At 61.1% G+C, this 23,858-nt stretch carries 21 protein-coding genes and 1 rRNA gene; 12 read left to right on the top strand and 10 right to left on the bottom strand.

Features of this window, described 5'->3' with window-relative positions; translation table 11 throughout:
* The 3 genes from AC5STB_RS09220 (at position 1) to AC5STB_RS09230 (ending at position 3,062) form a co-directional block, all read left to right on the top strand.
* The gene (locus AC5STB_RS09220) at positions 1 to 1,008 is read left to right on the top strand and encodes an ABC transporter permease (protein ID WP_495442632.1); all 1,008 of its coding nucleotides are present in this window, start codon (positions 1 to 3) and stop codon (positions 1,006 to 1,008) included.
* Positions 1,005 to 1,934: an ABC transporter permease gene (locus AC5STB_RS09225; protein ID WP_495442633.1), complete on the top strand. Its 930-nt coding sequence runs from the start codon at positions 1,005 to 1,007 to the stop codon at positions 1,932 to 1,934. The genes AC5STB_RS09220 and AC5STB_RS09225 overlap by 4 nt, the downstream gene beginning before the upstream one ends.
* 99 nt (positions 1,935 to 2,033) lie before the next feature.
* Complete coding sequence (locus tag AC5STB_RS09230) at positions 2,034 to 3,062, top strand: agmatine deiminase family protein (protein ID WP_495442634.1); 1,029 nt, start codon at positions 2,034 to 2,036, stop codon at positions 3,060 to 3,062.
* Between the two features lie 45 nt (positions 3,063 to 3,107).
* Here AC5STB_RS09230 and AC5STB_RS09235 read toward each other — a convergent pair whose 3' ends face one another.
* The 5 genes from AC5STB_RS09235 to AC5STB_RS09255 all read right to left on the bottom strand — a co-directional run bounded on the left by AC5STB_RS09235 (position 3,108) and on the right by AC5STB_RS09255 (position 7,170).
* On the bottom strand, positions 3,108 to 3,569 hold the full coding sequence (locus AC5STB_RS09235) for a GNAT family N-acetyltransferase (protein WP_495442635.1): 462 nt from the start codon (positions 3,567 to 3,569) through the stop codon (positions 3,108 to 3,110).
* A complete protein-coding gene (aguB, locus tag AC5STB_RS09240; protein WP_495442636.1) occupies positions 3,566 to 4,447 on the bottom strand; it encodes an N-carbamoylputrescine amidase in 882 nt (293 codons plus the stop codon). The genes AC5STB_RS09235 and aguB overlap by 4 nt, the downstream gene beginning before the upstream one ends.
* 4 nt (positions 4,448 to 4,451) lie before the next feature.
* Positions 4,452 to 5,825: an aminotransferase gene (locus AC5STB_RS09245; protein ID WP_495442637.1), complete on the bottom strand. Its 1,374-nt coding sequence runs from the start codon at positions 5,823 to 5,825 to the stop codon at positions 4,452 to 4,454.
* A 307-nt stretch (positions 5,826 to 6,132) separates the two neighbouring features.
* On the bottom strand, positions 6,133 to 6,972 hold the full coding sequence (locus AC5STB_RS09250) for an EamA family transporter (protein WP_495442638.1): 840 nt from the start codon (positions 6,970 to 6,972) through the stop codon (positions 6,133 to 6,135).
* A 3-nt stretch (positions 6,973 to 6,975) separates the two neighbouring features.
* Positions 6,976 to 7,170: a DUF1127 domain-containing protein gene (locus tag AC5STB_RS09255; protein WP_495442639.1), complete on the bottom strand. Its 195-nt coding sequence runs from the start codon at positions 7,168 to 7,170 to the stop codon at positions 6,976 to 6,978.
* Between the two features lie 71 nt (positions 7,171 to 7,241).
* Here AC5STB_RS09255 and AC5STB_RS09260 point away from each other — a divergent pair, with 71 nt between their 5' ends.
* Positions 7,242 to 8,114, top strand: coding sequence for a LysR substrate-binding domain-containing protein (locus AC5STB_RS09260; protein ID WP_495442640.1), 873 nt, complete (start codon positions 7,242 to 7,244; stop codon positions 8,112 to 8,114).
* A 767-nt stretch (positions 8,115 to 8,881) separates the two neighbouring features.
* Here AC5STB_RS09260 and AC5STB_RS09265 read toward each other — a convergent pair.
* The 4 genes from AC5STB_RS09265 to AC5STB_RS09280 form a co-directional block, all read right to left on the bottom strand.
* Positions 8,882 to 9,967 (bottom strand): nucleotidyltransferase family protein, encoded by a 1,086-nt coding sequence (locus tag AC5STB_RS09265; protein WP_495442641.1) that lies wholly within the window; start codon positions 9,965 to 9,967, stop codon positions 8,882 to 8,884.
* Positions 9,968 to 9,987: 20 nt separating this feature from the next.
* On the bottom strand, positions 9,988 to 11,205 hold the full coding sequence (locus tag AC5STB_RS09270) for a hypothetical protein (RefSeq protein ID WP_495442642.1): 1,218 nt from the start codon (positions 11,203 to 11,205) through the stop codon (positions 9,988 to 9,990).
* A gap of 684 nt (positions 11,206 to 11,889) precedes the next feature.
* Complete coding sequence (locus AC5STB_RS09275) at positions 11,890 to 12,051, bottom strand: substrate-binding domain-containing protein (protein ID WP_495442643.1); 162 nt, start codon at positions 12,049 to 12,051, stop codon at positions 11,890 to 11,892.
* Entirely contained in the window at positions 12,051 to 12,194 is a 144-nt protein-coding gene (locus tag AC5STB_RS09280) for a hypothetical protein (RefSeq protein ID WP_495442644.1), read from the bottom strand. The genes AC5STB_RS09275 and AC5STB_RS09280 overlap by 1 nt, the downstream gene beginning before the upstream one ends.
* A gap of 266 nt (positions 12,195 to 12,460) precedes the next feature.
* Between AC5STB_RS09280 and AC5STB_RS09285 the strand changes: the two genes are divergently transcribed.
* The 3 genes from AC5STB_RS09285 (at position 12,461) to AC5STB_RS09295 (ending at position 15,563) form a co-directional block, all read left to right on the top strand.
* Positions 12,461 to 12,730, top strand: a complete 270-nt coding sequence (locus AC5STB_RS09285) for a hypothetical protein (RefSeq protein ID WP_495442645.1) — start codon at positions 12,461 to 12,463, stop codon at positions 12,728 to 12,730.
* Positions 12,730 to 14,784, top strand: a complete 2,055-nt coding sequence (locus AC5STB_RS09290) for a putative bifunctional diguanylate cyclase/phosphodiesterase (protein WP_495442646.1) — start codon at positions 12,730 to 12,732, stop codon at positions 14,782 to 14,784. Before AC5STB_RS09285 ends, AC5STB_RS09290 begins: the two co-directional genes overlap by 1 nt.
* Positions 14,785 to 14,921: 137 nt before the next feature.
* The gene (locus tag AC5STB_RS09295) at positions 14,922 to 15,563 is read left to right on the top strand and encodes an alpha/beta hydrolase family protein (RefSeq protein WP_495442647.1); all 642 of its coding nucleotides are present in this window, start codon (positions 14,922 to 14,924) and stop codon (positions 15,561 to 15,563) included.
* A 45-nt stretch (positions 15,564 to 15,608) separates the two neighbouring features.
* Here the strand turns inward: AC5STB_RS09295 and AC5STB_RS09300 are convergent, their stop codons facing one another.
* Complete coding sequence (locus AC5STB_RS09300) at positions 15,609 to 17,087, bottom strand: sensor histidine kinase (RefSeq protein WP_495442648.1); 1,479 nt, start codon at positions 17,085 to 17,087, stop codon at positions 15,609 to 15,611.
* A 325-nt stretch (positions 17,088 to 17,412) separates the two neighbouring features.
* Here AC5STB_RS09300 and AC5STB_RS09305 point away from each other — a divergent pair, with 325 nt between their 5' ends.
* From AC5STB_RS09305 to AC5STB_RS09325, 5 genes are all read left to right on the top strand, one after another.
* Positions 17,413 to 18,822, top strand: coding sequence for a methyl-accepting chemotaxis protein (locus tag AC5STB_RS09305; protein WP_495442649.1), 1,410 nt, complete (start codon positions 17,413 to 17,415; stop codon positions 18,820 to 18,822).
* A 101-nt stretch (positions 18,823 to 18,923) separates the two neighbouring features.
* Positions 18,924 to 19,676, top strand: a complete 753-nt coding sequence (locus AC5STB_RS09310) for a 5-oxoprolinase subunit B family protein (protein ID WP_495442650.1) — start codon at positions 18,924 to 18,926, stop codon at positions 19,674 to 19,676.
* Positions 19,673 to 20,704 (top strand): 5-oxoprolinase subunit C family protein, encoded by a 1,032-nt coding sequence (locus tag AC5STB_RS09315; RefSeq protein WP_495442651.1) that lies wholly within the window; start codon positions 19,673 to 19,675, stop codon positions 20,702 to 20,704. Before AC5STB_RS09310 ends, AC5STB_RS09315 begins: the two co-directional genes overlap by 4 nt.
* The gene (locus tag AC5STB_RS09320) at positions 20,701 to 21,474 is read left to right on the top strand and encodes a LamB/YcsF family protein (RefSeq protein WP_495442652.1); all 774 of its coding nucleotides are present in this window, start codon (positions 20,701 to 20,703) and stop codon (positions 21,472 to 21,474) included. The genes AC5STB_RS09315 and AC5STB_RS09320 overlap by 4 nt, the downstream gene beginning before the upstream one ends.
* Before the next feature lie 786 nt (positions 21,475 to 22,260).
* Positions 22,261 to 23,726, top strand: a 16S ribosomal RNA gene (locus AC5STB_RS09325).
* The last annotated feature ends 132 nt before the right edge of the window (positions 23,727 to 23,858 follow it).

Consider the following 23,858-nt stretch of genomic DNA (forward strand, 5'->3'; position numbering starts at 1 on the left):
ATGCTGCGCTTCATTCTCAGACGCACGGCGGCCACCCTGGTGCTGCTAGCTGGCGTGGTTCTGATGACCTTTGCGCTTGCCCGGCTGCTGCCGGGCGATCCCGCGCGCCTGATCGCCGGCGCCCGTGCCAACGCCGAGGCGGTCGCGGCAGTGCGCGAGCGGCTTGGCCTGGATGATCCGGTGATCACGCAATTTACGGCCTATTTGGGCAACGTTCTGCAGGGTGATTTCGGGCGCTCCGTCGTTACCCGCCGGCCAATTTCCGAGGACATCCTGGCCTTTTTCCCGGCAACGTTAGAACTGGTCATTGCGGCGGGGCTGATCTCGCTGCTGCTGGGGGTGCTGCTGGGCACCTTGGCAGCGGTCAAAAGCGGCCGGCCCGCAGATGCTGGCGTGCGCAGCGTTGCGGTTCTGGGCCTGTCGGTGCCCGATTTCTGGATTGCGCTTGTCTTCCAGCTGATCTTCTTTGCCACCTTGGGGCTGGTGCCATTCGGCGGGCGGCTGGGCACCGGGGTTGCAGCACCCGATTTCGTGACCGGTTTCATGACTATCGACAGCCTGATTGCAGGCCGGTTCGATCTGTTCACCGATGCGCTGCACCATATGATCCTGCCGGTGGCGGTGCTGGCGATCCCATCTATGGCGATCACCATCCGCGTGGTGCGGACCTCGCTGCTGGAGGTGCTGTCGCAGGATTTCATCCGCACCGCGCGCTCCAAGGGGATTTCCCCAGCGCGGATCTACTTCAAACACGCACTTGGCAATGCCCTGCTGCCGATCGTCACCATTTTCGGGCTGAACACCGGCCTGCTGATCTCCGGCGCGGTGTTTATTGAGCTGATCTTCGATTGGCCGGGGCTGGGCCGTTACACTGCCAATGCAATTTCGGCCTCCGACTACAACGCCATCATGGCCATCACGCTGGTGGTGTCTGTGGCCTACACGCTGATCAACTTCCTGGTTGATCTGAGCTATTCCTTTCTCGATCCGCGGGTGAACCTGACATGAGTGCCGAGACGTCTGTGCCCACGCCCCGCAGCCGCCTGCCCAAACTTATAGGCAGCATCATCCGCCCGGTGGCCGGTTTTGTCGGCTCTTCGGGTCAGGCCGCGCTGGCGGCGGCTATTGTCACCTTTGCGGTTATGGTCTCTGTCCTAGCCTTCGGGGCTTATGTGATGGACACGCATATCACCGCTTTTGATCCTCTCAAGATGAACATCCGGACGCGGCTTGATCCACCCACGGCGGAGCATTGGATGGGCACCGACAAGATCGGCCGGGACATGCTGGCGCGGGTGGTGGCCGGGTCCTGGATTTCGCTGTCGGTGTCATTCGCGGTACTGGCCGTTGCCGCAGTAATCGGCACCAGCTTCGGGCTGATAGCGGGGTACGCCGGCGGGCTGGCGGATGAGATTCTGATGCGCATTACCGATCTGTTCCTGGCCTTCCCGGCGCTGATCCTGGCCGCCGCCATCGCTGCCAGCTTTGGCGGCGGGATGCTGTCGACAACGATTGCACTGGCTGCCGTATTCTGGCCTTGGTACGCCCGCCTGATCCGCAGCCGCATCCTGTCGCTGAAGGAGCAGGAGTTCATCGCCGCCGCCCGCTGCATGGGCGCCTCGCACCTGCGGCTGATTTTCTCGGACCTGTTGCCGATGGTCTGGCCCTTGGTGATCGTCCAGGCAACTACCGACGTGGGCTTTGTGATCCTCGCCGCATCCGGACTGTCGTTCCTTGGGCTTGGAGCACAGCCGCCAACGCCGGAGTGGGGCGCGATGATCTTTGACAGTCTCACCCATCAGCCCGCCTCCTGGTGGCTGGCGGTGTTCCCCGGCGGTGCGATTGCCCTGGTTGCGATCGGTTTCAACCTGCTGGGCGACAGCCTGCGCGATCATCTTGATCCCTCGCTTGGCGCTTCCGAAGCTGGTATCTGAATAAGGAACCCCGATATGAACCGACGAAATTTTCTCGCCTCCGCATCGGCGGCGCTGTCTGGCGCGCTGGCAGCAAGTCCTGCCGCTACAGCCCGGTCCGTGAACTACGCAAAAACCGGGGCTGACGTCATCCCCGGCAGCGCGGCCGCGGAGGGTTTTGCCTTCCCCGCCGAATGGGAGAAACACGAGCAAACGCTGATGCAGTTTCCACCGCCGCAGAACTGGTACCCGAACCAGTTGAACGCCGCGCGCAAGGAGTGGGCGGATGCGGCCAATACCGTAGCGGAGTACGAACCTGTCACCATGGCGGTGCGGCGGCGCGACATGACCGCGGCAAAACGGCTGCTGTCCTCCGAAATCACCCTGATTGAAATGCCGCTGAACGATGCTTGGTCGCGTGACAGCGGGCCGATGATTGTGCAGAATTCACAAGGCGCGCGCCGGATCGCCAGCTTCACCTTCAACGGCTGGGGCCGCAAGTTTCCGCCCTACAAGCACGATACACTGGCCAAGGGGCGGTTCGCTGCCCATCTGGACCTGCCGATGTACACATCTGACTTGGTACTGGAGGGCGGCGCTGTGGCAGTGGATGGACTAGGCACCTTGCTGACCACCGAGGAATGCCTGCTGCACCAGAACCGCAATCCCGGCTGGAGCAAAGCCCAGGTTGAAGCTGAGCTGAAGGCCGGTCTGGGCGTGCAAAAGGTGATTTGGCTGCCCCGCGGTCTTACACCTGATCCGATCACCGACGGGCATGTCGACGGTATGGCAGCTTTCGCCGCGCCGGGCGTGGTGTTGCTGCATACCACCGGTGACCGTTCCGATCCAAACTACGAAATCACCCAGAATGCCAAGCGCATCCTGCAGGAGGCAACGGACTCCCGCGGGCGGCGCTTTGAGATCATCGAAATCCCGCTAACCAGCTATGACGTCGTTCATATGAACTTCTACGTCTGCAACGGCGCTGTTATCGTCCCCGTCTCAGGCCGGAAGGCGGAGGATGATCAGCCTCTCGCCATCCTGCGTGATGCTTTCCCGGGCCGCCGGGTTGTTGGTGTTTCAGGCCGCATGATCGGCGGCGGCGGCGGCGGGGTGCATTGCATCACCCAGCAAGTGCCCGCGGCCTGACTGCAGCCGGAACAAAAAAGAAGGGGCCAATTTTCTGGCCCCTTTTCAGCTGGGGGAGAGGGGTTTATCGTACTTCACAAATGGCACCAGCGTGGCAACTTGATCGTAGAGCCTGCGTGCCGTGTGGTTGAACTCCTGTGTGTGCCAATAGAGGCCGGAAGCACCTTCCGCTTCAGCCCGCCTTGCCACTTCGACAATCAAAGCGCGCCCGGTACCGGCACCACGCGCCTGCGGGTGGACAAACAGGTCTTGAAGGTAGCAGGTGTCCTCGACCGACCACATGTCGCGGTGCAGCAGATAATGGGCGAGGCCGACGGCTTCGCCATTCAGTTCTGCAATCAGGCCGCGGTACTCCCGTTCATCCGCTGACAGCAGCCTTGCGAAGCTGCTGTCGTAGACGCGTGCCGCCAGCGTTGCCTTGTAGAAGGTGAGATAGCCGCTCCACAGGCGGTCCCAGCTTGCCCGGTCGCTTTGTTCGACCGGCCGTATCGTCAGCAAATTTGTCATGCCGGGCTCCCTGTTGCGCCGTCCAAAGTGCGCAGCGCGCCGTACATATGCGGCCTGCGGTCCCGGAACACGCCCCAGGAGCTGCGGTAGCGCGCAGCGGCCTCCAGATCGGCTGTTGCGGTAATGAAGGTTTCGTCGGTGCGGTTCGCTTCCGCGAGGATCTCCCCGGTGTGGCCTGCAATGAAAGAGGTGCCATAGAAGACGCCAGCCGTACCACCGTCCTGCTCGGTGCCCACGCGGTTTGACGCTACCACCGGGATCATGTTTGCCGCAGCGTGGCCCTGCATCGTGCGCCGCCAGTGGCCGCTGCTGTCCAGCTCCGGGTTTTTCGGCTCGGTGCCGATGGCGGTCGGAAACAGCAGCACTTCGGCCCCCTTCAGGGCCAGGCAGCGGGCCGTTTCCGGAAACCACTGGTCCCAGCAAATTCCGCAGCCGACGCGGCCATACCGGGTTTCGACCACTTGAAATCCGCTGTCGCCGGGAGAGAAATAGAACTTCTCCTCGTAGCCCGGCGCCTGCGGGATGTGGGTCTTGCGGTAGTTGGCCAGTATGGTGCCGTCTGCATCGGCGATGGCCAGCGAATTGAAGCGCGCCAGCCCGGCTTTCTCATAGTAGGAGATTGGCAGTACCACCCCGAGCTTGCGGGCCAGCGATGAGAAATGCGACGCCACCCGGCTTTGATCCAGCGGCCGGGCGAGTGGCAGGTGGTCAATCGACTGTTCAAGACAGAAATAGGGCGTTTCGAACAGTTCCTGCAGCAGGATGATCTGCGCTCCGGCCTCGGCGGCAGCGGTCACGAGCGCTTCGGCCTTGGCGATGTTTTCGTCAATGTCCCAGCTGCAGGCCATCTGGGTTGCGGCAAGCGTTATCTGGCGCATGGGGTCACTCCTGACTGGCGATGAAATCCCGGATCGAGCCGGCAACGGCCCCTATCAATTCATCGCATTGGTCCGTGCTGATGATCAGCGGCGGCGACAGGACAATCCGGTCGCCGACCGGGCGCACGATGACACCGCGGTCAAGGCAACCTTTGAATACCTTGCTTGCGGCCTGTTCGGACAGTTCGATAGGGGCTTTGCTGGCTTTGTCGGCGACCAGATCGATGCCCATCATCAAATGGCTGCCTCGCACATCTCCAACATTTGGCAGGTTGAGCAGGGACTGCGCGCTTTCCTGAAAATAGGCGCCAACCGTCTGCACATGATCCAGGATGCCTTCGCGCTCGATGATCTCGATGTTCTTCAGCGCCGCGGCACAAGCCACGGGATGGCCGAAATAGGTGAACCCCATTGAGAACACGCCGCCCTCGCATTGCGGCTTGGCGATGGTGTCGTAGATTTCATCCGAGATCAGCGTCGCCCCCAGCGGGATATAGCCGGAGGTCAGCCCCTTGGCGCAGACCAGAATGTCCGGCGTATAGCCGTACAGCGCTTTCGAGGCGAACCATTCCCCAAGACGGCCAAAACCGGTAACCACCTCATCAGCGATATAGAGCATCCCGTGGGCCTTGCAGATGTCATACATGCGTTTGTGGTAGCCTTCCGGTGCAACCAGCACGCCGCCAGCGCCCATGATTGGTTCGGCTATGAAGGCGGCCACGTTGTCGGGCCCGAGCTGCTGAATGCGCGCTTCAAATTCGTGCACCAGGTGGTCGCAATAGTCCCCGTCGCTCCAGCCATCCGGCTTGGCATAGAGATTGGCTTCCGAGACATGGCTGATGAAATCCTCGCCAATCCGGTCGAACCCGTATTTGGTCCCATGGATGCCTGTGAGCGAAGCCGCCACATAGGTTGCGCCATGGTACCCGTTCAGCCGCGAGATGATCTTTTTCTTCCGGGGCTTGCCCCTCATGTCAAAGTAATAGTGGACCAGCCGCACCGCGGCATCATTGGCGGTTGAGCCGCCGCAGGTGTAATAGACGCGGTTCAGGTCGCCGGGGGCCAGTTCTGCCAGCTTGGCGCCCAGCTGTGCCGCGGGCACGTTGGTGCTGTGCCCGAACGGGTTGTAATACTGCATGTCCATCACCTGCTTGGCGATGGTTTCGGCCATCTCCTCGCGGCCATGGCCGATGTTCACGCACCACAGACCGGCGATACCGTCCAGCAGCTGTTTGCCGTCCGTGCCGGTAACATGCATGCCCTCAGCACGTTCGATCACATGGCTGCCTTCTTTGGCAAACGAGGCGAAATCCGTGTAGGGGTGCAATAGGTGGGCGCGGTCCTGTGCCCATGCTGTCTGCTTGCCGGGGGCGGTCATCGGGGCTCTCCTGATAGTGGCGAGTTTTCTATTCGTCTGCCCTAGCTTCCCCCAGCCCGCCTTCCCCTCACAGTCCCCCGCAGGGGGTATTCGCCAGCCGGTTGCCTTAAACAAACTAGAGCATCGCCAGGTCACACTCAGGGTTGCAGGTAGGCGGCAAAAAAAGGAATTGCGTCTATTCTACCGTGGGTAACGCCGGCTCAGCGGGCTTCCCAACCGTTCAAAAGCTGCGCGGCGGCTGGATGGCCGCTTACCTGTTCCATCGAGTAGAAACGCGAGCGCGAGCGGCGTTTCGAAGAAGGCTGCATCAGAGCTTCATAATCGCCACACCATAGGCGATTGCACAGGCTGATGCCCATCGCCATCCGCTGACCGGCTCGCGCAAAATGAAAGCTGCGATCAGCACTGCGAACAGGATGCTGGATTCGCGCAGCGCGGCGACGAGCGCAATCGGTGCCTGGGTGAACGCCCATACCGCGATCCAGTAGGAGCCAAGCGACATCGCACCCGCCGCGATCCCGGTTTTCCAGGCAGGCAGTAGTCCGGAAAACGCGGCAGCCCCACGGCTCCACGCCGCATAAGCGACCATGCCGACAGCATCGCCAAGAACCATCCAAAGGATGAAACCCGACGAGGTGCCTGCGATCCGCGCCCCGACCCCATCGACAAGAGTATAGCTGGCCGTAAAGCCTGCCGTCCCGATGGCGTAGAACAGTGCTTTGCCCCGCATCCGGCCTGCTGATGATCCCTTCGCTGCCATCAGGAGGACACCGAGCGAGATGGCGAGAATGGCAGCGAGGGATGCGAAATCGAAAGACACGCCGAGAAACGCGACCGAGAACAGGGTCACGATGAGTGGCGCAGTGCCACGAGCTAACGGGTAGGCTTGGCTCAGATCAGCGTGCGCATAGGCTTGGACGAGAAATAGCTTGTAGCCGGTGTGCAGGGACGCAGCCGCGATGATCCAGGGCCATGCCTTTGTCGCCGGTTGGTTCACGAACGGCAGGATCGGCAGAGCGATGGCGGCTTGGACAAGGGCGAGGAGCAGAACAGTCGAAACCCGATCCAGACCGGCCTTCACCACGGAGTTCCATCCGGCATGAAGAAAGGCGGCGATCAGGACCGCGGCGAAGACGTGGTTTTCCATGCTCTATCGCCAGAAGGGCTTGGCAATCTCGGACGCTCGCTGTGTCTCCGTCAAGCCAAGGTCCGACAGACGTTCGGACTCTATGCGCGCGAGGATCCGGCGAGTAGTGAAGTTGCGATACCAGATCGACAGCACATCGAACGTGATCGTTTGCGGAACAGTCGCATCGGCGAAGCGGAATGGAATTTCATGTGTCATATCATTTTATTGCGGATTTCAAACACCATTAAAAACGATTGTTTCTCGTATTTCATGTGAGATAAATACTCATGAAACGCGGTCTGCTACCTCTCAATGCCCTGCGCGCCTTCGAGGCAACCATGCGGCACGGGCAAATGAAACGCGCTTCCGAAGAGTTAGGTGTGACCTACGGGGCGGTGAGCCGTCAGGTGCGGGGTCTGGAAGATACTCTGGGTGTTGCTCTGTTCGAAGGGCCACGCAACAAACTGGTGCCTTCGCAGGCGGCGCTGGAAATGCAGCCCGCACTGCAAGATGCGTTCGACGGCATCGAAGCAGCTGTGTCTCGCGTAATGCATAAGGATCGACGGACGCTGGATGTTTCCTGTCTGAGCACGTTTGCTATGCGGTGGCTGATCCCGAGACTGTTCGACTTTCAGGAGCGTCACCCCGAGATCGAGGTCAGGATGACGGCCGATGATGGCCCGGTGGATTTCGCCCGCCAGCGGCTCGATGTCGCGATCCGCGTGGGCGCAGGGCCGTGGGGCGCAGCAAAGGTCGCCGAGCTTTTCCCGGATCACGTTGGACCTGTTTTCAGCCCAAGGTTTCTGGGGGATACCAAACCCGTCGAATGGGAAAACCTCGCCGATACTCCTCTGCTTCACACCCGGACCCGGCGGTCAGCTTGGCAAGAGTGGTGCAGACAATGCAATTTGCCCCTGCCGGAAGGGGGGCGGGAGTTCGAACATTTCTACTTTCTGCTCGAAGCTGCGACAGCAGGTCTGGGTATGGCTATCGCACCGGAAGTGCTCGTGCAGGATGACCTGCATGCTGGTCGTCTGGTCGCTCCGTTTGGTTTCCGGCCGTCCGGTCAGACCTATGTGGCGCTGACCCCGGAAGATGCGGGGCGCGATGCGGATGTGTTTGTTGGCTGGCTGATGGAAAATGCGCACAGGCAGCAGTGATGACATTTCTCCGGAGCGGCCATTGGCGCAACCGCAGCGAATTCACGCTTCGTCAGGCGAAGTGTGAGCTCAAGTTGCTCTTGATTTTGCGCTCGCAGCGAATGACCGGATCGCGGGCTGCAACCGCAGCATCAGGATTCTGTTACCAAGGCTGGAAATGGGCTGGAAGAGTTGTGCATTCAGCGGATGGAGGGGCAGCAGAACGCTGCCCCTCCTGTCATTTCACCTCTTTGAATTGCCTCCCTTCAAAGATCCAGCGCGGCTCATCGAGGGGTGAACCCAGGCGGAAAGACCTCTCTCTGACAAGGGCCGTGGAGGCAGTTCGCTGACCTCGTAGATAGTGTTCGCGTTCGTCGGGGAATTGATCCACCGGATCAATTCCTTACCTTCCTTACTCTGCTTGGGATTTGGGATCTCGTATTAAGGGCGGCGAGGGCTGCCAGAGCGCGTACCCTGTGTTTGCTATGGAAGAGATCATTTCTTGACGGCAGAACCCGTCTGGGCAAACCTGTCAGGGCGTCCAGGGCTCCGGATGCTCCATGACCTGCTGACCTAAGCAGCCGGAATTTCCCGGCATAGGACGTTGTCGCTGACCGGATGGCCGAAGCCACGCGCCGCATTCATCAGGCCAGTCCGTGACCACCCCAAGTGCCTGCACTTATCTGAGCTCACGGCACATTTCCGCATCTTTCAGACTGATGGATCATGCGGGGCCGGCAATAGCCCGGAAACTATCAGCTGCAGCTGCGCACACTGAAAGCGCGCGGTCAGTGGGAGCGCCGTCCCGGCGCAATGTGCGAAGACCAAACTTGCGCCCACCACCGTGGATCAAGAGCATGTCTTGCAATGTATCGGCGGTACTCTTCTGATTTGGCCAGCATTTTTATCCGCCGGAAGAGTTGCCAGAACAAATCTAGATGGCCGCGTTTGCGCTCAGTGGAAACGGCTTTCAGCGCAGCACTTACGGCTGAATACTTCTCTGAAGATTTTTCAGGGAGCGTCAGGCCGCTCTCCAAGAAGTCTGCCAGATGATCAAATTCTGCGCAGGCGCTCTGAAGGCCGTGGGCTTCCAGCCTTGACCGTACCTCCGGCAGATTGCAGCGTTTCCGCATTGCCACCCAGTCAACCCATGCACGCAACGAGACGGTCCCTGCGTGGCGGCCTGCATGGACGACAAGGTGGCAGGCGCGGTCTTCCGGGTTCGGCAGGGAGAGGCCTGGAAGCCCTGCCGGCACACGCCGGGCCATCACATGCCCGGCGGTCAGCATGCGATCCGTCAGGCCGGGGCCGGTTCGTGTGTGCAACTCGACCGGAAAGTGCCAGTCCGGGCGTGTGAGTTTTGGCAAGTGATGTTCCGGAACCCGCTGGCCTCTCCAGTTGAGATCCGGTTTCGATTCCAGACGCTCAAAAGGTGCAATCGCCCCGATGCCGTGCAAGCATTTTTCGACCTCTATTGCGCGGCTGCCGGGCACGAGGATATCCAGATCACCGACAAAGCGGATGGATTGATCTTTGTGCAAGGGATCAAGAATATCTGCCCCGCCCTTGAGGACGACAGCAGGCACGTCAATCTCCATCAACGCGCGGCCAATTTCGCTCAATTGAGCGATGCCGGATTCAAGGCGCTCTTTATTGGCTTGATGGATCGTCTCGAAAAACAGCAGCAGGTCGCGCGGCAAGGCGCGGGCAGCATCCGGATGCGCTTTCAGCACCGGAGCAATCATTGTGTGGACCTGGTTCAGCTGGGCCGCCCGCGCAAGGTCTTCTGGAGACGGCTCTGCGAGCATTTCCGCCAGCCTGCGCGGGGGCGCGGCGGTGATCGCCGCTGCCGCAAGTCCAAGCAGTGCGCGCATCGGCGCTGATGGGCATTCTTCTAAGAGCTGCAAGAGTTCAGCAAGTCCAAGCAGGCCGAAACGGACTGCTCAGACTCTCCATAGGTGAGCCGGTATGCGGGGAAGGTATCACACATCACTGCCAGAGGAGCGATTTGCCGGTTTTTTCGCGATGGTCTGGCACCAGAGACGACGCATTCGGTGAAAGCTTCTTCTGGTGCGATTTGTTCGACTGCGAGGCCGCTTCCTGCATTGTACCCGGGCAGAATAATCGCCCTTATGGGAACACGTGTGCCGACAGTGGCAGCGGGCGGCAGGGTGAGATAATTCACGCCGTTTCGCGAGCTTGCGAGCTGGCCATGGCGTTCGGCCAGCTTTTGAACCTCGTCCAAGCCGCGCGCGCCGTGCTTGACGGCACTGCCGGCCGGAAAAGCAAGCAAGTGGCGGCCGTCCATATGCAAAGGCAGGTGATCGTCGGCCAGGAAACCGCACCCGGCTTCGACTAGCCCTTGGGCGAGTGTCGACTTACCGCGTCCGCTGTCGCCAACCATGAGCAATGCGCCAGAGCTGCCAAGCACTGCCGATCCATGCAGGACGGCGCCCACTTGGCTGTCACCGCATAAAATCTCGGCGGCCTCGCGGATCAGGAAATACCGCGCCTCATCCCGCGTTGACCGGCCCCAAAGGGGCGTATCTCCTAGAAAAACGCCGCGCCCGCCGCCTTCGCTGTAGACGCACCGTGACTGAACCCATTCCTGCTCTGCGCCGGTATCTGCGAACGCGTAGCGCCCAAGTATCTCGTCCAGCTGTTCTGCCAGTGTCAGATCGTCGCTTTCAACCAGGAGCCGCCCGAATTCTGACGCATAGCCCCTCTTGTAGGGCGCGTCGCCGCCATGGTCGGTTGCGGGATCAGGAAACGGCAGTTGCTCTTCCGCGAACAGCCCGGCTTCCCGCCAGACCGTCAGGATGGCTGATGCGATTTCAGACGCTTCGTGGATGCCGAATGGTTCAGGTTCCGCAGACACGTTCGAAAGGCGGCTTGCGATTGCTTTCGCATCCTCGAAGGCCAAAAGACCGGCCAGGAGCTCACGCCCAAGCCGGTCTGTGCGGATAATTGCCCCGGACACCGGTGCGAACAATACGAACCCGCAACCCAATCCCGCGCACTCAATCGAACGCGCTGGACCGCGCAGCATCTTCAAGTCCCGGTCAAGTTTAATAATGCTCTCCACGCAGCGGGTACTAATCAAATGAGTCATAATGCTCTGAAAATAATGATCATTCCCTGCAAGCGGGCCTACATTATCAGGATCTTCCGCGGCCCCTGCGGCCCCGACGGCCTCGGCGGCCCCGACGGCGTTTGCGGCCCTTCGATCCTGAGCCGCCTGAGCCGCTCACACTTGCCAAGGATACCGATGTCGACGCCGACAGAACAACAGCAGATGCCCCTGCCACTGTTGCTGTATATTTGGCGAGGGACGCAAGTACTTCTCTGCGTTCCGCATTGTCGAGCCCCTCACTGACGTCCGAGGCACGACTTTCCCTATCAATTGCCATAGCTTTCCCCACTCATTACATCACAGTGTCATAAGGTTAGCATGGTTAAGGACATTGCGCCAATTGATTCCTTTTTTGAGCATCCGTGGCGATCTCAGCTCATGCCGCAGTGCTGCTGGGCGGCTGACGTCAAGTCCATAGGGCCGTCTTGGCAGGCCGGTGTGACGTGGCGGACCTGAAGGCCAATTGCCGGCTTGCGGCGGGCGTCCCCCGGACAGTTCGCCGCCGAGGGCTGCGTGGCCGGTACGGCGGCGCTTCCGGGGAGTTGCCTGCGGCAAGTCTCGTATTTATGCAGATTGACCGGCCTTCCGGCTTGCCTTCCACCATTGCTGTCAGGTGGCACGCCGCCTTGCGTCCCATTTCACGAAAGGGAACATGCACAGAAATCAGGGCGGGCTGGCGATCTCTGCCGGTTCGATGTCATCGAACCCCGTCACCGGAACCAGTTCAGGCACTTTAATGCCCAGTCTGCGCGCTTCGCGCAGAGCGCGGGCCGCCAGCACATCGTTGCCGCGCATGAACACAGTCGGGCGCGGCGTCAGCTCCATCAGCCGCGAAGGGCCTCGTCGCCCTTGTCGGTTTCAAGGGCCGCTTCGATCCGTATCAACATGCCGGAGTTTAAGCCGCTCTTCTCGATTGCTTGCCTCAGCGCAAAGACAATCTGTTCAGCGCTGAATCGCGTCTTCGGCATCGGTACACACTTTCTCTCGTGCCAGAAATGCACCCAAAATTTCGCACCCACCCCGGAGCAGTTTCACGGTGCAGGACCAGCGCTGAACAAATGGATTTAGCAGTAGTTTTCCATGTTAGGACTGGCTGCTGCGGGAGCAGGAGCTTTCTGTCTAAACAAGGGCGGCAGGCTTCTGGCGGGTTATCTGCCGGCAACGTTGCCGCGGTTTCCCAGGGAGAGGTTCGGAAGATCCAGCCACGACTTTACACTGAAACTCTGTTTCAATCGTGGAGCAGTCAAAAAGTATATCGAAATTGCATGTTTTTGAGGCCTGCTTAACCCGCTTTGGCGTCAGTTTAGGTTTGCCCAATCAGGCTGGGGGCATGAATGGGCGGCCTGTGGGGCAGGGCATAGGGCGCATAGCCACCGGCAGCCTGTCTAAAATATTGCAAAAAATGAAAATGTTACCGGAGGCGCGGCGCTATCGCATTTCGCCTTTCATTAATATTTCGACCGGATTCTGGGTGCTGGAGTGTATTAAGGCCCGGAGATTCTGATGTTTCGCATCCTGGATTGCATAACCCAGCAGCACAGTTTCGGGCTGGTGGCCGTGGCTGCTCTTGTCTGTGTTACAGGGGTCAGTTTGATGGTGCGGCTTATCAACCGCCTGCCAGGGGCCGGGGGGCGGCGGCGGCTGGTCCAGCTTGGCCTGTCCAGCATGATAGCGGGGTCAACAATCTGGTCGACGCATTTCATCGCGATGCTGGCCTATGATCCAGGCTTTGAGCATGGATTCGAGCCGCTGGTCACGGCCCTGTCGCTGATTGTTGCGGTGGCCGGGGTGCTGGCTTCCAATGTCATTCTTGCCTATGGCACGCTGCGGCATACTGCGATGCTGGCTGGGGCAGTGTTCGGGCTTGCGGTGTCCGTCATGCATTATACCGGCATGCAGGCCTATCTGATCCCCGGACGGATGGAGTGGGAGCCGGGTTACCGCGCACTGTCCTTGGGTATTGCAGCCGGTTTCGGTGCCTGGGGTTACACCATTGCGGCCCGGCGCGGGCTGCGCGTGCGCAACTGGGCGGTTGCCTCGGCGCTGCTGACGGCCGCCATTTGCGGGATGCATTTCACCGGAATGGGGGCTATCAAGGTTCGGCTGAGCCCGCTGGTCGAGGTGCCCGAGCAGGTGATTTCGGACACTGCGATGGGACTTCTGAACCTGGGGGTTATGGGGGTGATCCTGCTGACGGGGTTTGCCTCTGTTGTATTCGAGAACAATGTCGAAAATGAAACGCGCGATCAGCTGGCGCATGCAGCGATGCACGACCCGCTTACTGCGTTGCCGAACCGCATGTGGCTGACCGGGTTCCTGACGGCGTTGCAGCAGCGGCTGCAGAACGGCGAAACCGGGCAGGCGGCGGTTTTGACCATCGACCTGAACCTGTTCAAGGAAGTGAACGACCTGCATGGCCATGCAGCCGGCGACAAGGTGCTGCAGGCTGTTGCCCAGCGGCTGATGCGCCAGTTGGGCCAGGATGAAGACATTGCACGTGTTGGCGGCGATGAATTCGTGGCCGTCAAGCAGGGGTTTCAGCGGATTGAGCATGTACTGGAGTTTGCAGAGCGGCTGCACGCCGCGATCATTGAGCCGATCGACATGGAGACCCTCTCAGTCCGGGTCGGGGCCGCCATCGGGGTGGCAACCAGCCTCGAGGAAGGCCGGGACCCGCGGGACCTGCTGCATAAGTCCGATCTCGCGATGTACCGGGCCAAAGCCGGCTCCGGCGGCGCCATCTGTCAGTTCAGCGCGGAAATGGACCACCAGAGCCGGGAAAGGCTGCAGCTGGTCCAGGACTTGCGCCAGGCCTGCGCCGAGGGGCAGTTCGAGCTGGCCTATCAGCTGCAGAATGACCTCAGCACGCTGGAGCCGGTTGGCTTTGAAGTGCTGCTGCGCTGGAATCATCCGGTCCGCGGGCGGGTGCGGCCGGACGACTTCATCCCGGTTGCCGAGGAAACCGGTTTGATCCGGGAGATCGGCCATTGGGTTCTGCGCGCCGCCTGCAAGGAGGCGGCCGGCTGGGATCAGAGATTCCAGGTGGCGGTCAATGTGGCACCCCAGCAGCTGGTGCAGCCTTCCTTTGTCGAGGATGTTATGGACATTCTGCTGGAAACCGGACTGGCGGCGGACCGCCTGGAACTTGAGATCACCGAATCCAGTATCATCGACGACCAAGCCCATACCCTGAAAGTCATGCATCAACTGAAGGAGCACGGTGTGCGGATTGCCATGGATGATTTCGGCACCGGCTACTCCTCCCTCGCCACCTTGCAGACGTTCCCGTTTGATAAAATCAAGATCGACCAGAGCTTTGTGCGGGGTGTGCACAGGAATGAGCAAAGCGCAGCGATTGTCCGCTCGACGCTGCATTTGGGGTCGGCCCTGAATATCCCGGTGCTGGCGGAAGGGGTGGAAGACCAGGATGAATTGAATTTCCTGCAGGCAGAGAAATGCGCCTCTGTGCAGGGGTTCTACTTCGGAACTCCAATGACCCAAGAGGAAATGCGGCAGATTGCTTGCGCGAAAGGCAGCAGCAAGAAGCGTTCCGCATAGCACCGCTGTGCAGACGGGGTGAGACCATGCCGCCTGCGCCCCGGTCCTGATGGCGGGACAGTGCCTGCCCGCGGGGCTGAAGTGTGAACCGGTATCTGTTAGAAAGCCGGCAGGCGGGCTTATTCCAGGGCAGTGCAGTGACAGACATTCCTTTTCTTTTGGACGGCAGCGGCACGGGCCGCACAACGGCTCTGCTGGCGCATGGTGCCGGGGCGGCCATGGACACCCCTTTCATGACGTCAGTTGCCTCTGGGCTTGCGGAACGGGGGCTGCGGGTGGCGCGGTTCGAGTTTGCTTATATGTCCGCGCGCCGCGCCGGCGGGCCAAAGCGGCCGCCGCCAAAGGCCGAAAAACTGCAGGCGGAGTTCCTTGCAGCGATTGACCAGCTTGCCTGCGCCGGGCCGCTGATCATTGGCGGCAAATCCATGGGCGGCAGGGTGGCAAGCCTGATCGCTGACGCGCTTTTTGACGCGGGGCGCATCAGCGGGCTGCTGTGCCTGGGATACCCGTTTCATCCGCCGGGCAAACCAGAGCGCCTTCGGACCGGGCATCTGGAGACGCTGAATACCCCCGCCCTGATCTGCCAGGGCACCCGCGATCCCTTCGGCACGCGGGAGGAAGTCCCGGGATATGCGCTGTCCGGCGCGGTCCGTCTGCATTGGCTGGAGGACGGCGACCACGATATGAAGCCGCGCAAGAAAGTGACCGGCTTTGGCCATGGGCATAACCTGGACAGCGCCTGCGCTGCGGCGGCAGACTGGGCCGCGGGGCTGCAGTGACAACCGCCCGGCGAACAGGCGGCAGCGCCGGGACGGCCTGCTGTGTCAGCTGGCGTCCCCGGCAAGCGGCGGCAGCGTTTTCGGCCAGGTGAAGCAGATGTCGCAACCTTTGCCCGGCGCAGACTGCACTGAGATCTCGCCGCCGGCCTGCTGCACATGTTTCTGAACGATCGATAGCCCCATTCCGCTGCCTTCCACCTGATCGCGCGATTTCAGCGTCTGGAACATCTTGAAGATCTTCTCGTGATACTTCGGCTCGATCCCGGGGCCGTCATCAGCCACTGAAAACGCCCAGTGGCCGCCTTGGTCCTGCATCGTTACCGCAACCGTGCCAGTGTCTTTCTCGCTGTGCTTGATCGCATTAGAGACAAGATTGGCAAAAATCTGTTTCAGCGGCATGTTCGCCAGCTCAATACCTGCGAAGCCTGGGTCGATGCGGATCGTGAAACCGTCCGGCTGGTCAATCAGCAGCAGCGCCTCTTTGAGGAGCTCGGAGCCGGGCATCAGCTGCTGGTACCGGTGATCGGTTTTGCGCCCGGCGCGCGAGTATTCCAGCAGATCGTCCAGCAGCCGGTCCATCCGCTGCACCCTCGAGCGCAGCAGCTGCAGGTTTTCGCGGTTGTCCTCATCCAGCGTGTCCGCCAGGTCCTCCTCCAGCCAGCTGGAGGCATTGTCGATCACCCGCAGCGGCGCCCGCAGGTCGTGCGAGGCGATATAGGCGAATTCATCCAGGTCCCGGTTTGACCGCGACAGGTCCTCGACGAATTTTTCACGCTCTGCCTCGGCGCGCTTCTGCTCCGAGATGTCGCGGACAATGCCGCTGAACAGGATATGGCCGCCGACCCGGATCTCGCTGACAGAGACGTTCAAAGGGAAGATGCTGCCATCCTTGCGCTGCGCCTGCACCTCGCGGCTGGCGCCAATGAACTTCTGCTGCCAGGATTCGAAGTAGGTGCTGAGGTAGCCGTCGTGCTCAGCGCGGTAGGGGGCAGGCATCAGGATGCTGATATTCTCGCCGATGGCCTCGTCGGCGCTGTAGCCGAAAATCTTGCGGCAGGCACGGTTGTAGCTCAGGATCCTGCCTTGGGTGTCGATGGTGATCATCCCTTCGATGCTGTTGTCACGGATGGCCGTCAATTCATTCTGTTTGCGTTCCAGGGAAATCTGGATGGCCTTCTGACGGCTGACGATGAAGGCAAAAGCCCACAGCGCCAGTATCGTCAGGATCCTGTTGGTCAGAACAATCCATTCGTTGATCCCGATGCGGTTAAACAGCAGATAGCCCAAAACTGTCATCACCGACCCGGCCGCGGCATAGGTGTAAGCGGTGGCAGGTTTGTCTGCCCAAATGGCGCACATCACAACGGCGGTATAGATTATGCCGCCGGCCACGCCCAGCGGGGTCAGGTAGTCGAACAAGAAACCGGCCGCGACCAGAAGGGCCGCCGCGATATGGGCGCGCTGGCCGGAACTGACCGGCAGCAAGGGCTGCCGCTGCGTGTCAACTTGCCTGGCAAATGTCATTTCTGTTGTGTCCCCTTTCTGTGAGCTGGGCGGCATAAATTGCTTGGCACCAATGTGCCGGTGCGTGCCGCAATCAGCTGCTGGCCGTTCTGGCAGGGTACATCCTTTGCTTATCCCATCAAGAAAAATGCAACCAAAAGTTGCGTCTGGCGGGAAGTTGCTGTGCGGCTGCAGCACCTGCCAGGGGCCACCTGCGCTGGCACAAACCGCAGGCGGGTTTCCCGCGGACCGGGCAGGCGCAGCGCCGTGGAGTTAAGATTTTTCTGTCTATTTAACGGTAGACTTGCGCGAGCCATTCAGAATCAGGAACGTGCGGAGAAGTTCATTGTTTTTCAGATCCAAGGCGGCCAACGCCGATTCACAGGATGACAGCGCCAAAATCATTGCCGGGGTGGTCGACAGCACCCAGGCTGTGATCCGGTTCAAGCCAGATGGCACAATCCTTGGGGCCAATGGCAATTTCCTGGCGGCCCTGGGCTACAGCCTGGAAGAAATTGCGGGCCGGCATCATGAGATGTTTGTGGCGCCTGATTATGCAGCCAGTCCCGAGTACCAAAACTTCTGGAAGGATCTGGCGGCGGGCCGGGTGCGCAGCAATCAATTCCCGCGGGTGACCAAGGACGGGGCAACGATCTGGATCCAGGCGACCTATGCGCCGGTCATGGGGCCGGACGGCACCGTGGTTCAAGTGGTGAAGGTGGCCACCGACGTTACAGTGCGCCGCCTTGGCCTGCAGGAAATCGCCAGGGGCCTGGAGGCGATGAGCCAGGGAGACCTGGCAGTCCGTGTGGAATTGTCTGAACAGCCGGATATCGCGGCGCTGGGCGCGGCCTTCAACCGCTCCGCCGAGCAGTTGCAGACGGCCATTGGCGCAGTCACCCAGGTTTCGGGCGCGGTGGGGCGCACGGCGGATGAGATTTCAAGATCGGCCAGCGACCTGTCTCAGCGCACCGAAAGCCAGGCTGCAACGCTGGAGGAAACGGCGGCGGCAATTGAGGAGCTGACCTCTACGGTCCATTCCGCGGCGGAAGGTGCCGGGAAAGTGGAGAGCATCGTCAGCGAGGCCAAGACCGCGGCGGAGCGCAGCGGGCGGGTTGTCGAGGATGCGGTGGAAGCGATGTCGCAGATTGAGAGCTCCTCAGAGGAGATCGCCAAGATTATCGGCATGATCGATGACATCGCCTTTCAGACAAATCTTCTGGCACTGAATGCCGGGGTTGAGGCGGCGCGCGCCGGCGATGCTGGGCGCGGCTTTGCGGTTGTGGCCTCCGAGGTGCGGGCCTTGGCGCAGCGCTCAGCGGGAGCGGCGGGGGAGATCAAGCAACTGATCAGCGAGAGCAAACAGCAGGTGGCCAGCGGCGTCGATCTGGTGGGCCGCACCGGCTCGGAACTGAAGCAGATCATCGAAAGCGTCGGCACCATCTCCACCCATATCAGCGGCATTGCCACCGGCGCCAAGGAACAGGCCACATCGCTGAGCGAAATCAACCAGGGCGTATCTCAGCTGGATCAGGTGACCCAGCAAAATGCTGCGATGGTGGAAGAGACCTCAGCCGCTAGCCAGCAGTTGTCGTCTGATGCAGGCCAGCTGACGGGCGAGGTATCCAAGTTCAGCGGCTGCGGCGGCGCGGCGCCCTTGGCAGCGCCGGGGGCGGAGGTGATCGCTTTCCGGCAGCCCGCGGTAGATCCTGCGATGGGCGCGCTGCCCGCGGCGCAGGGCTGGAAAGATTTCTGAAGCAGGCTGCCGCCGGCGTCCCCGCGTGCTTGTCTGAATTGACGTGTTGACACTCCCCGCCTGTGCCGCAACGCTGGCCGCAAAAAGGACGGGGTGAATACATGGACAGCCAGGATACGGCTTCATACCCGCTTGTCCGACGGGCCGGGCTGAGCGGCGTGCTGGTCAGCTTTGGCGGCAGCCTGAGCGAGGCCGCCAACCGGGCGGCGCTGTCGTTCCGCACCGCGGTGGAGGCGCAAACGCTGGAAGGCGTGGTTGAGACCATGGCTTCGCTGGCCTCGGTCTTTGTCCGCTTCGAGCCCTCAGTGCTGCCGCACGCCCGTCTGGAGGATGCGCTGCGGGAGTTGCTGGCGGCGCAGGACTGGCTGCAGGCACCGCTGCCGTCCGGGCGCCGGTTCTGGCGTGTGCCCACCGTCTATGGCACCGATCTGGCGCCGCAGCTGGCAGAGGTCGCCGATGCCGCGGGCATGAGCGAGGCGGAGGCCATCGATAGCCTGGGCGCCGCCCGGGTGCGGGTGCTGACCATCGGCTTTGCCCCCGGCCAGCCCTATCTCGGTTCGCTGGGGCCGGAGTGGAACCTGCCGCGGCAGACCGAGCTTACACCGATGGTGCCGCGCGGCGCGCTGGTGCAGGCGATCAGCCAGTTTGTGCTGTTTTCCAACCCCGCCCCGACCGGCTGGCGCCATGTCGGCCAGACCGGGATGATGCTGTTCCGGCCGGACGCCGCACAGCCCTTTGCCTTGCGCCCGGGGGACGAGGTGCAGTTTGAACCTGTCTCCAAGCCGGACTTCTTGAAAATTTGCGAAGACGATCCGCTGCGCGGCGGAGCGGAACATCAGGAGATCGGCGCATGAGCGGCCTGAAGATTCTCCGCATCGGGCCGGCCGCATCGGTGCAGGACATGGGCCGCCCCGGGCTGCTGGGGCAGGGGATATCCCAGGGCGGTGCCGCAGACACCCCGGCGCTGGCCGAAGGCGCAGCGCTTTTGCGGCAGGATCCGGGCCTGGCGGCGCTGGAAATGGCCGGTATGGGCGGCGAGTTCGAAGCCACTGGCCCCTTGCGCATCGCATTGACCGGCGCACCGATGGCGGCCGCGCTGGATGGCGAGGCGCTGGCCTGGAATGCCTCCCACCGGATGGAGAGCGGGCAGCGCCTGACCATCGGTGCTGCCCGCGCAGGTGTATACGGCTATCTGCATCTGGGCGGCGGCATTGCCACCACGCCGCTGCTGGGCGCGCGCGCCGTGCATCTGATGGCCGGGCTGGGCCGGGCGGCTGAGGCCGGGGACCTGCTGCCAGCCGGGCTGGACCAGAACGGCGAAACCGGCCTGGTTCTGGATGCCGGAGAGCGCTTCAAGGGCGGCGAGCTGCGCATCGTCGAGAGCTTCCAAAGCCATCTGTTTGCCGAGGCGGCCCGCTCCCGTTTTGCCGCAACAGTCTTCAGCCGCGGCAGCCGCGCCAACCGGATGGGGGTGGAGATGGTCTCGGACGGCGAGGGCTTCGCCGCCGAAGGCCAGCTCAACATCCTGTCCGAGGTGATCCTGCCGGGCGACGTGCAGATGACCGGTGACGGCAAGCCGTTTGTGCTGCTGCGCGAATGCCAGACCACCGGCGGTTATCCCCGGATCGGCACCGTGCTGCCCTGCGACCTTCCCAAGGTGGCACAAGCCCCGGCGGGTTCGGCGCTGCGCTTTCGCTGGATCAGCCTGGAGGAGGGCCTGGCGGCCATGGCCGAATTCGAGAAAACATTGAAGGGCTTGCCTGCAGCCTGCCGTCCGCTGGTGCGGGATCCGGCGGCAGTCCGGAACCTTCTGTCCTATCAACTGATCAGCGGCGCCGTTTCGGCAGAGGCGGATCCGTTTACCGCGGGAGAATGCGCATGACCAAGACTGTCGACCTGAACGCCGATATGGGGGAGAGCTTCGGCCCCTGGAGCATGGGCGATGATGCGGCGCTTCTGGGCATCGTCTCCTCTGCCAATGTCGCCTGCGGTTTCCACGCGGGCGACCCGGATGTGATGGCACGGACCATGGGGCTGGCGCGCGAGAACGGCGTCGGTATCGGTGCCCACCCCGGTTTTATGGATATGCAGGGCTTCGGGAGGCGCAAAATGCATGTGCCGCATAACGCGCTTGGCAACATGATCCGTTACCAGCTGGGGGCTGCCCGGGGAATGGCGCAGGCGGCTGGAACTGAGGTGCGGCACCTGAAGCTGCACGGGGCGTTGTCCAACATGGCCTGCACCGATCACGCGCTGGCGCGCGCCTGCTACGAGGCGGCGCTGGACGTAGACCCTGACATCATCATCATGGTGCTGGCCGCCACCGCCATGGAGGAGGTGGTGCGCGAGCTTGGCTGCAACTGGTGCGGCGAGATCTTTGCCGACCGCGCATATAATGACGACGGCACCCTGGTTGACCGCTCGCTGCCGGGGGCGGTCATCCACGACCCGGCGCTGGCAGGCCCCCGCATCCTGCAGATGGTAGAGGAGGGAGCGATCATCACTGAAAGCGGCAAGCGCATCCCGGCGGCGATCGACACCATATGCCTGCACGGGGACACAGCTGAAGCGGTGCAGCTGGCCCGGTCGGTGCGCGCCAGCTTGACGGCAGGCGGCATCTCCATCCGGCAGTTTCCTGGACGCAGAGGCTGACAGCGCCACGCTGAGCGGACCGGGACCGGCCTCAGGGGCAGGCGAGGGCACTGCGGATGTATGGGAATCCGGGGAATCGGCAGCAATACCGCCATGCTGCGAGTCGCTCAGGCAAATTCGTCTTGTATGGGTGCAGAGGGGGACACCTACATATAGTATGGCAGCCCGCTTTCCCATTGCCGCCGCCCTTTCACCCGCCGTGTTTCAGCCTGCCCGCGCCCCCCCGAAGGCCTGTTTTCTTGCGGCTAAGTTTTTGAATGTAAACATTTTTTAATGATCGCTCCCAAAAAGTCATGGAAACTTCAAAAAAGGGGTTGCGACTCTCCGGCACTAACCATAGAACACCCCTCACCGGCGGCGCTGAGGCGCACCGGGGACACACTGGACGGGGCGGCGGCGACGCAGGATCGGACGGGAAACACACTGGAGAGACGGTGGGACACGCTGGAGAGACGGCGGCATCTGAGGATTAAGCGAGGCGGGCGCGCCGGGAGATTGGCGCATCGGTCTGGTTTTTGGCCTTCGGGTGGCAGTTTTGCTCTTTGACATTGATGGATAACTGAAGAGATATGCGGGCGGTTTGGGTTCATTTCGATGGATCAGCCTACTGTATATCGCGCTCATAGGGGTTCGCTCCGATGATTGAGTGTCAGCTTCACTGTTTGTTCGGTTCTTTGGTTTCTTTTGAAACTGAAGCACAGACAGACAGAGACTTTCACGGGGATTAGCCTCCCTGTGAAGATGTGCAGAGGTTCGAACGTCAAGGATACGCTTTAGCGAGCGTTTCAACTTGAGAGTTTGATCCTGGCTCAGAACGAACGCTGGCGGCAGGCCTAACACATGCAAGTCGAGCGCGCCCTTCGGGGTGAGCGGCGGACGGGTTAGTAACGCGTGGGAACGTGCCCTTCTCTAAGGAATAGCCACTGGAAACGGTGAGTAATACCTTATACGCCCTTCGGGGGAAAGATTTATCGGAGAAGGATCGGCCCGCGTTAGATTAGATAGTTGGTGGGGTAACGGCCTACCAAGTCTACGATCTATAGCTGGTTTTAGAGGATGATCAGCAACACTGGGACTGAGACACGGCCCAGACTCCTACGGGAGGCAGCAGTGGGGAATCTTGGACAATGGGCGCAAGCCTGATCCAGCCATGCCGCGTGAGTGATGAAGGCCCTAGGGTCGTAAAGCTCTTTCGCCAGAGATGATAATGACAGTATCTGGTAAAGAAACCCCGGCTAACTCCGTGCCAGCAGCCGCGGTAATACGGAGGGGGTTAGCGTTGTTCGGAATTACTGGGCGTAAAGCGCGCGTAGGCGGATTGGGAAGTTGGGGGTGAAATCCCGGGGCTCAACCCCGGAACTGCCTCCAAAACTCCCAGTCTTGAGTTCGAGAGAGGTGAGTGGAATTCCGAGTGTAGAGGTGAAATTCGTAGATATTCGGAGGAACACCAGTGGCGAAGGCGGCTCACTGGCTCGATACTGACGCTGAGGTGCGAAAGTGTGGGGAGCAAACAGGATTAGATACCCTGGTAGTCCACACCGTAAACGATGAATGCCAGACGTCGGCTAGCATGCTAGTCGGTGTCACACCTAACGGATTAAGCATTCCGCCTGGGGAGTACGGCCGCAAGGTTAAAACTCAAAGGAATTGACGGGGGCCCGCACAAGCGGTGGAGCATGTGGTTTAATTCGAAGCAACGCGCAGAACCTTACCAACCCTTGACATCCTGGGACCGCCAGAGAGATCTGGTTTCCACTTCGGTGGCTCAGTGACAGGTGCTGCATGGCTGTCGTCAGCTCGTGTCGTGAGATGTTCGGTTAAGTCCGGCAACGAGCGCAACCCACATCCTTAGTTGCCAGCAGTTCGGCTGGGCACTCTAGGGAAACTGCCCGTGATAAGCGGGAGGAAGGTGTGGATGACGTCAAGTCCTCATGGCCCTTACGGGTTGGGCTACACACGTGCTACAATGGCAGTGACAATGGGTTAATCCCAAAAAACTGTCTCAGTTCGGATTGTCGTCTGCAACTCGGCGGCATGAAGTCGGAATCGCTAGTAATCGCGTAACAGCATGACGCGGTGAATACGTTCCCGGGCCTTGTACACACCGCCCGTCACACCATGGGAGTTGGGTTTACCCGAAGGCCGTGCGCCAACCACTTCGGTGGGGGCAGCGGACCACGGTGAGCTCAGCGACTGGGGTGAAGTCGTAACAAGGTAGCCGTAGGGGAACCTGCGGCTGGATCACCTCCTTTCTAAGGATATTCCTAGCATCAAGAGCTTGCTCCTGATCGTGGAATACTTAGCAACGGACAGCAAACAAAGCTGTCCATATCGGACCCGGACCGTCCTCATATCTCTTCAGAACATATCGGATCCTGGCATTT

The organism is Leisingera sp. CC-HEC093 (assembly GCF_059429195.1).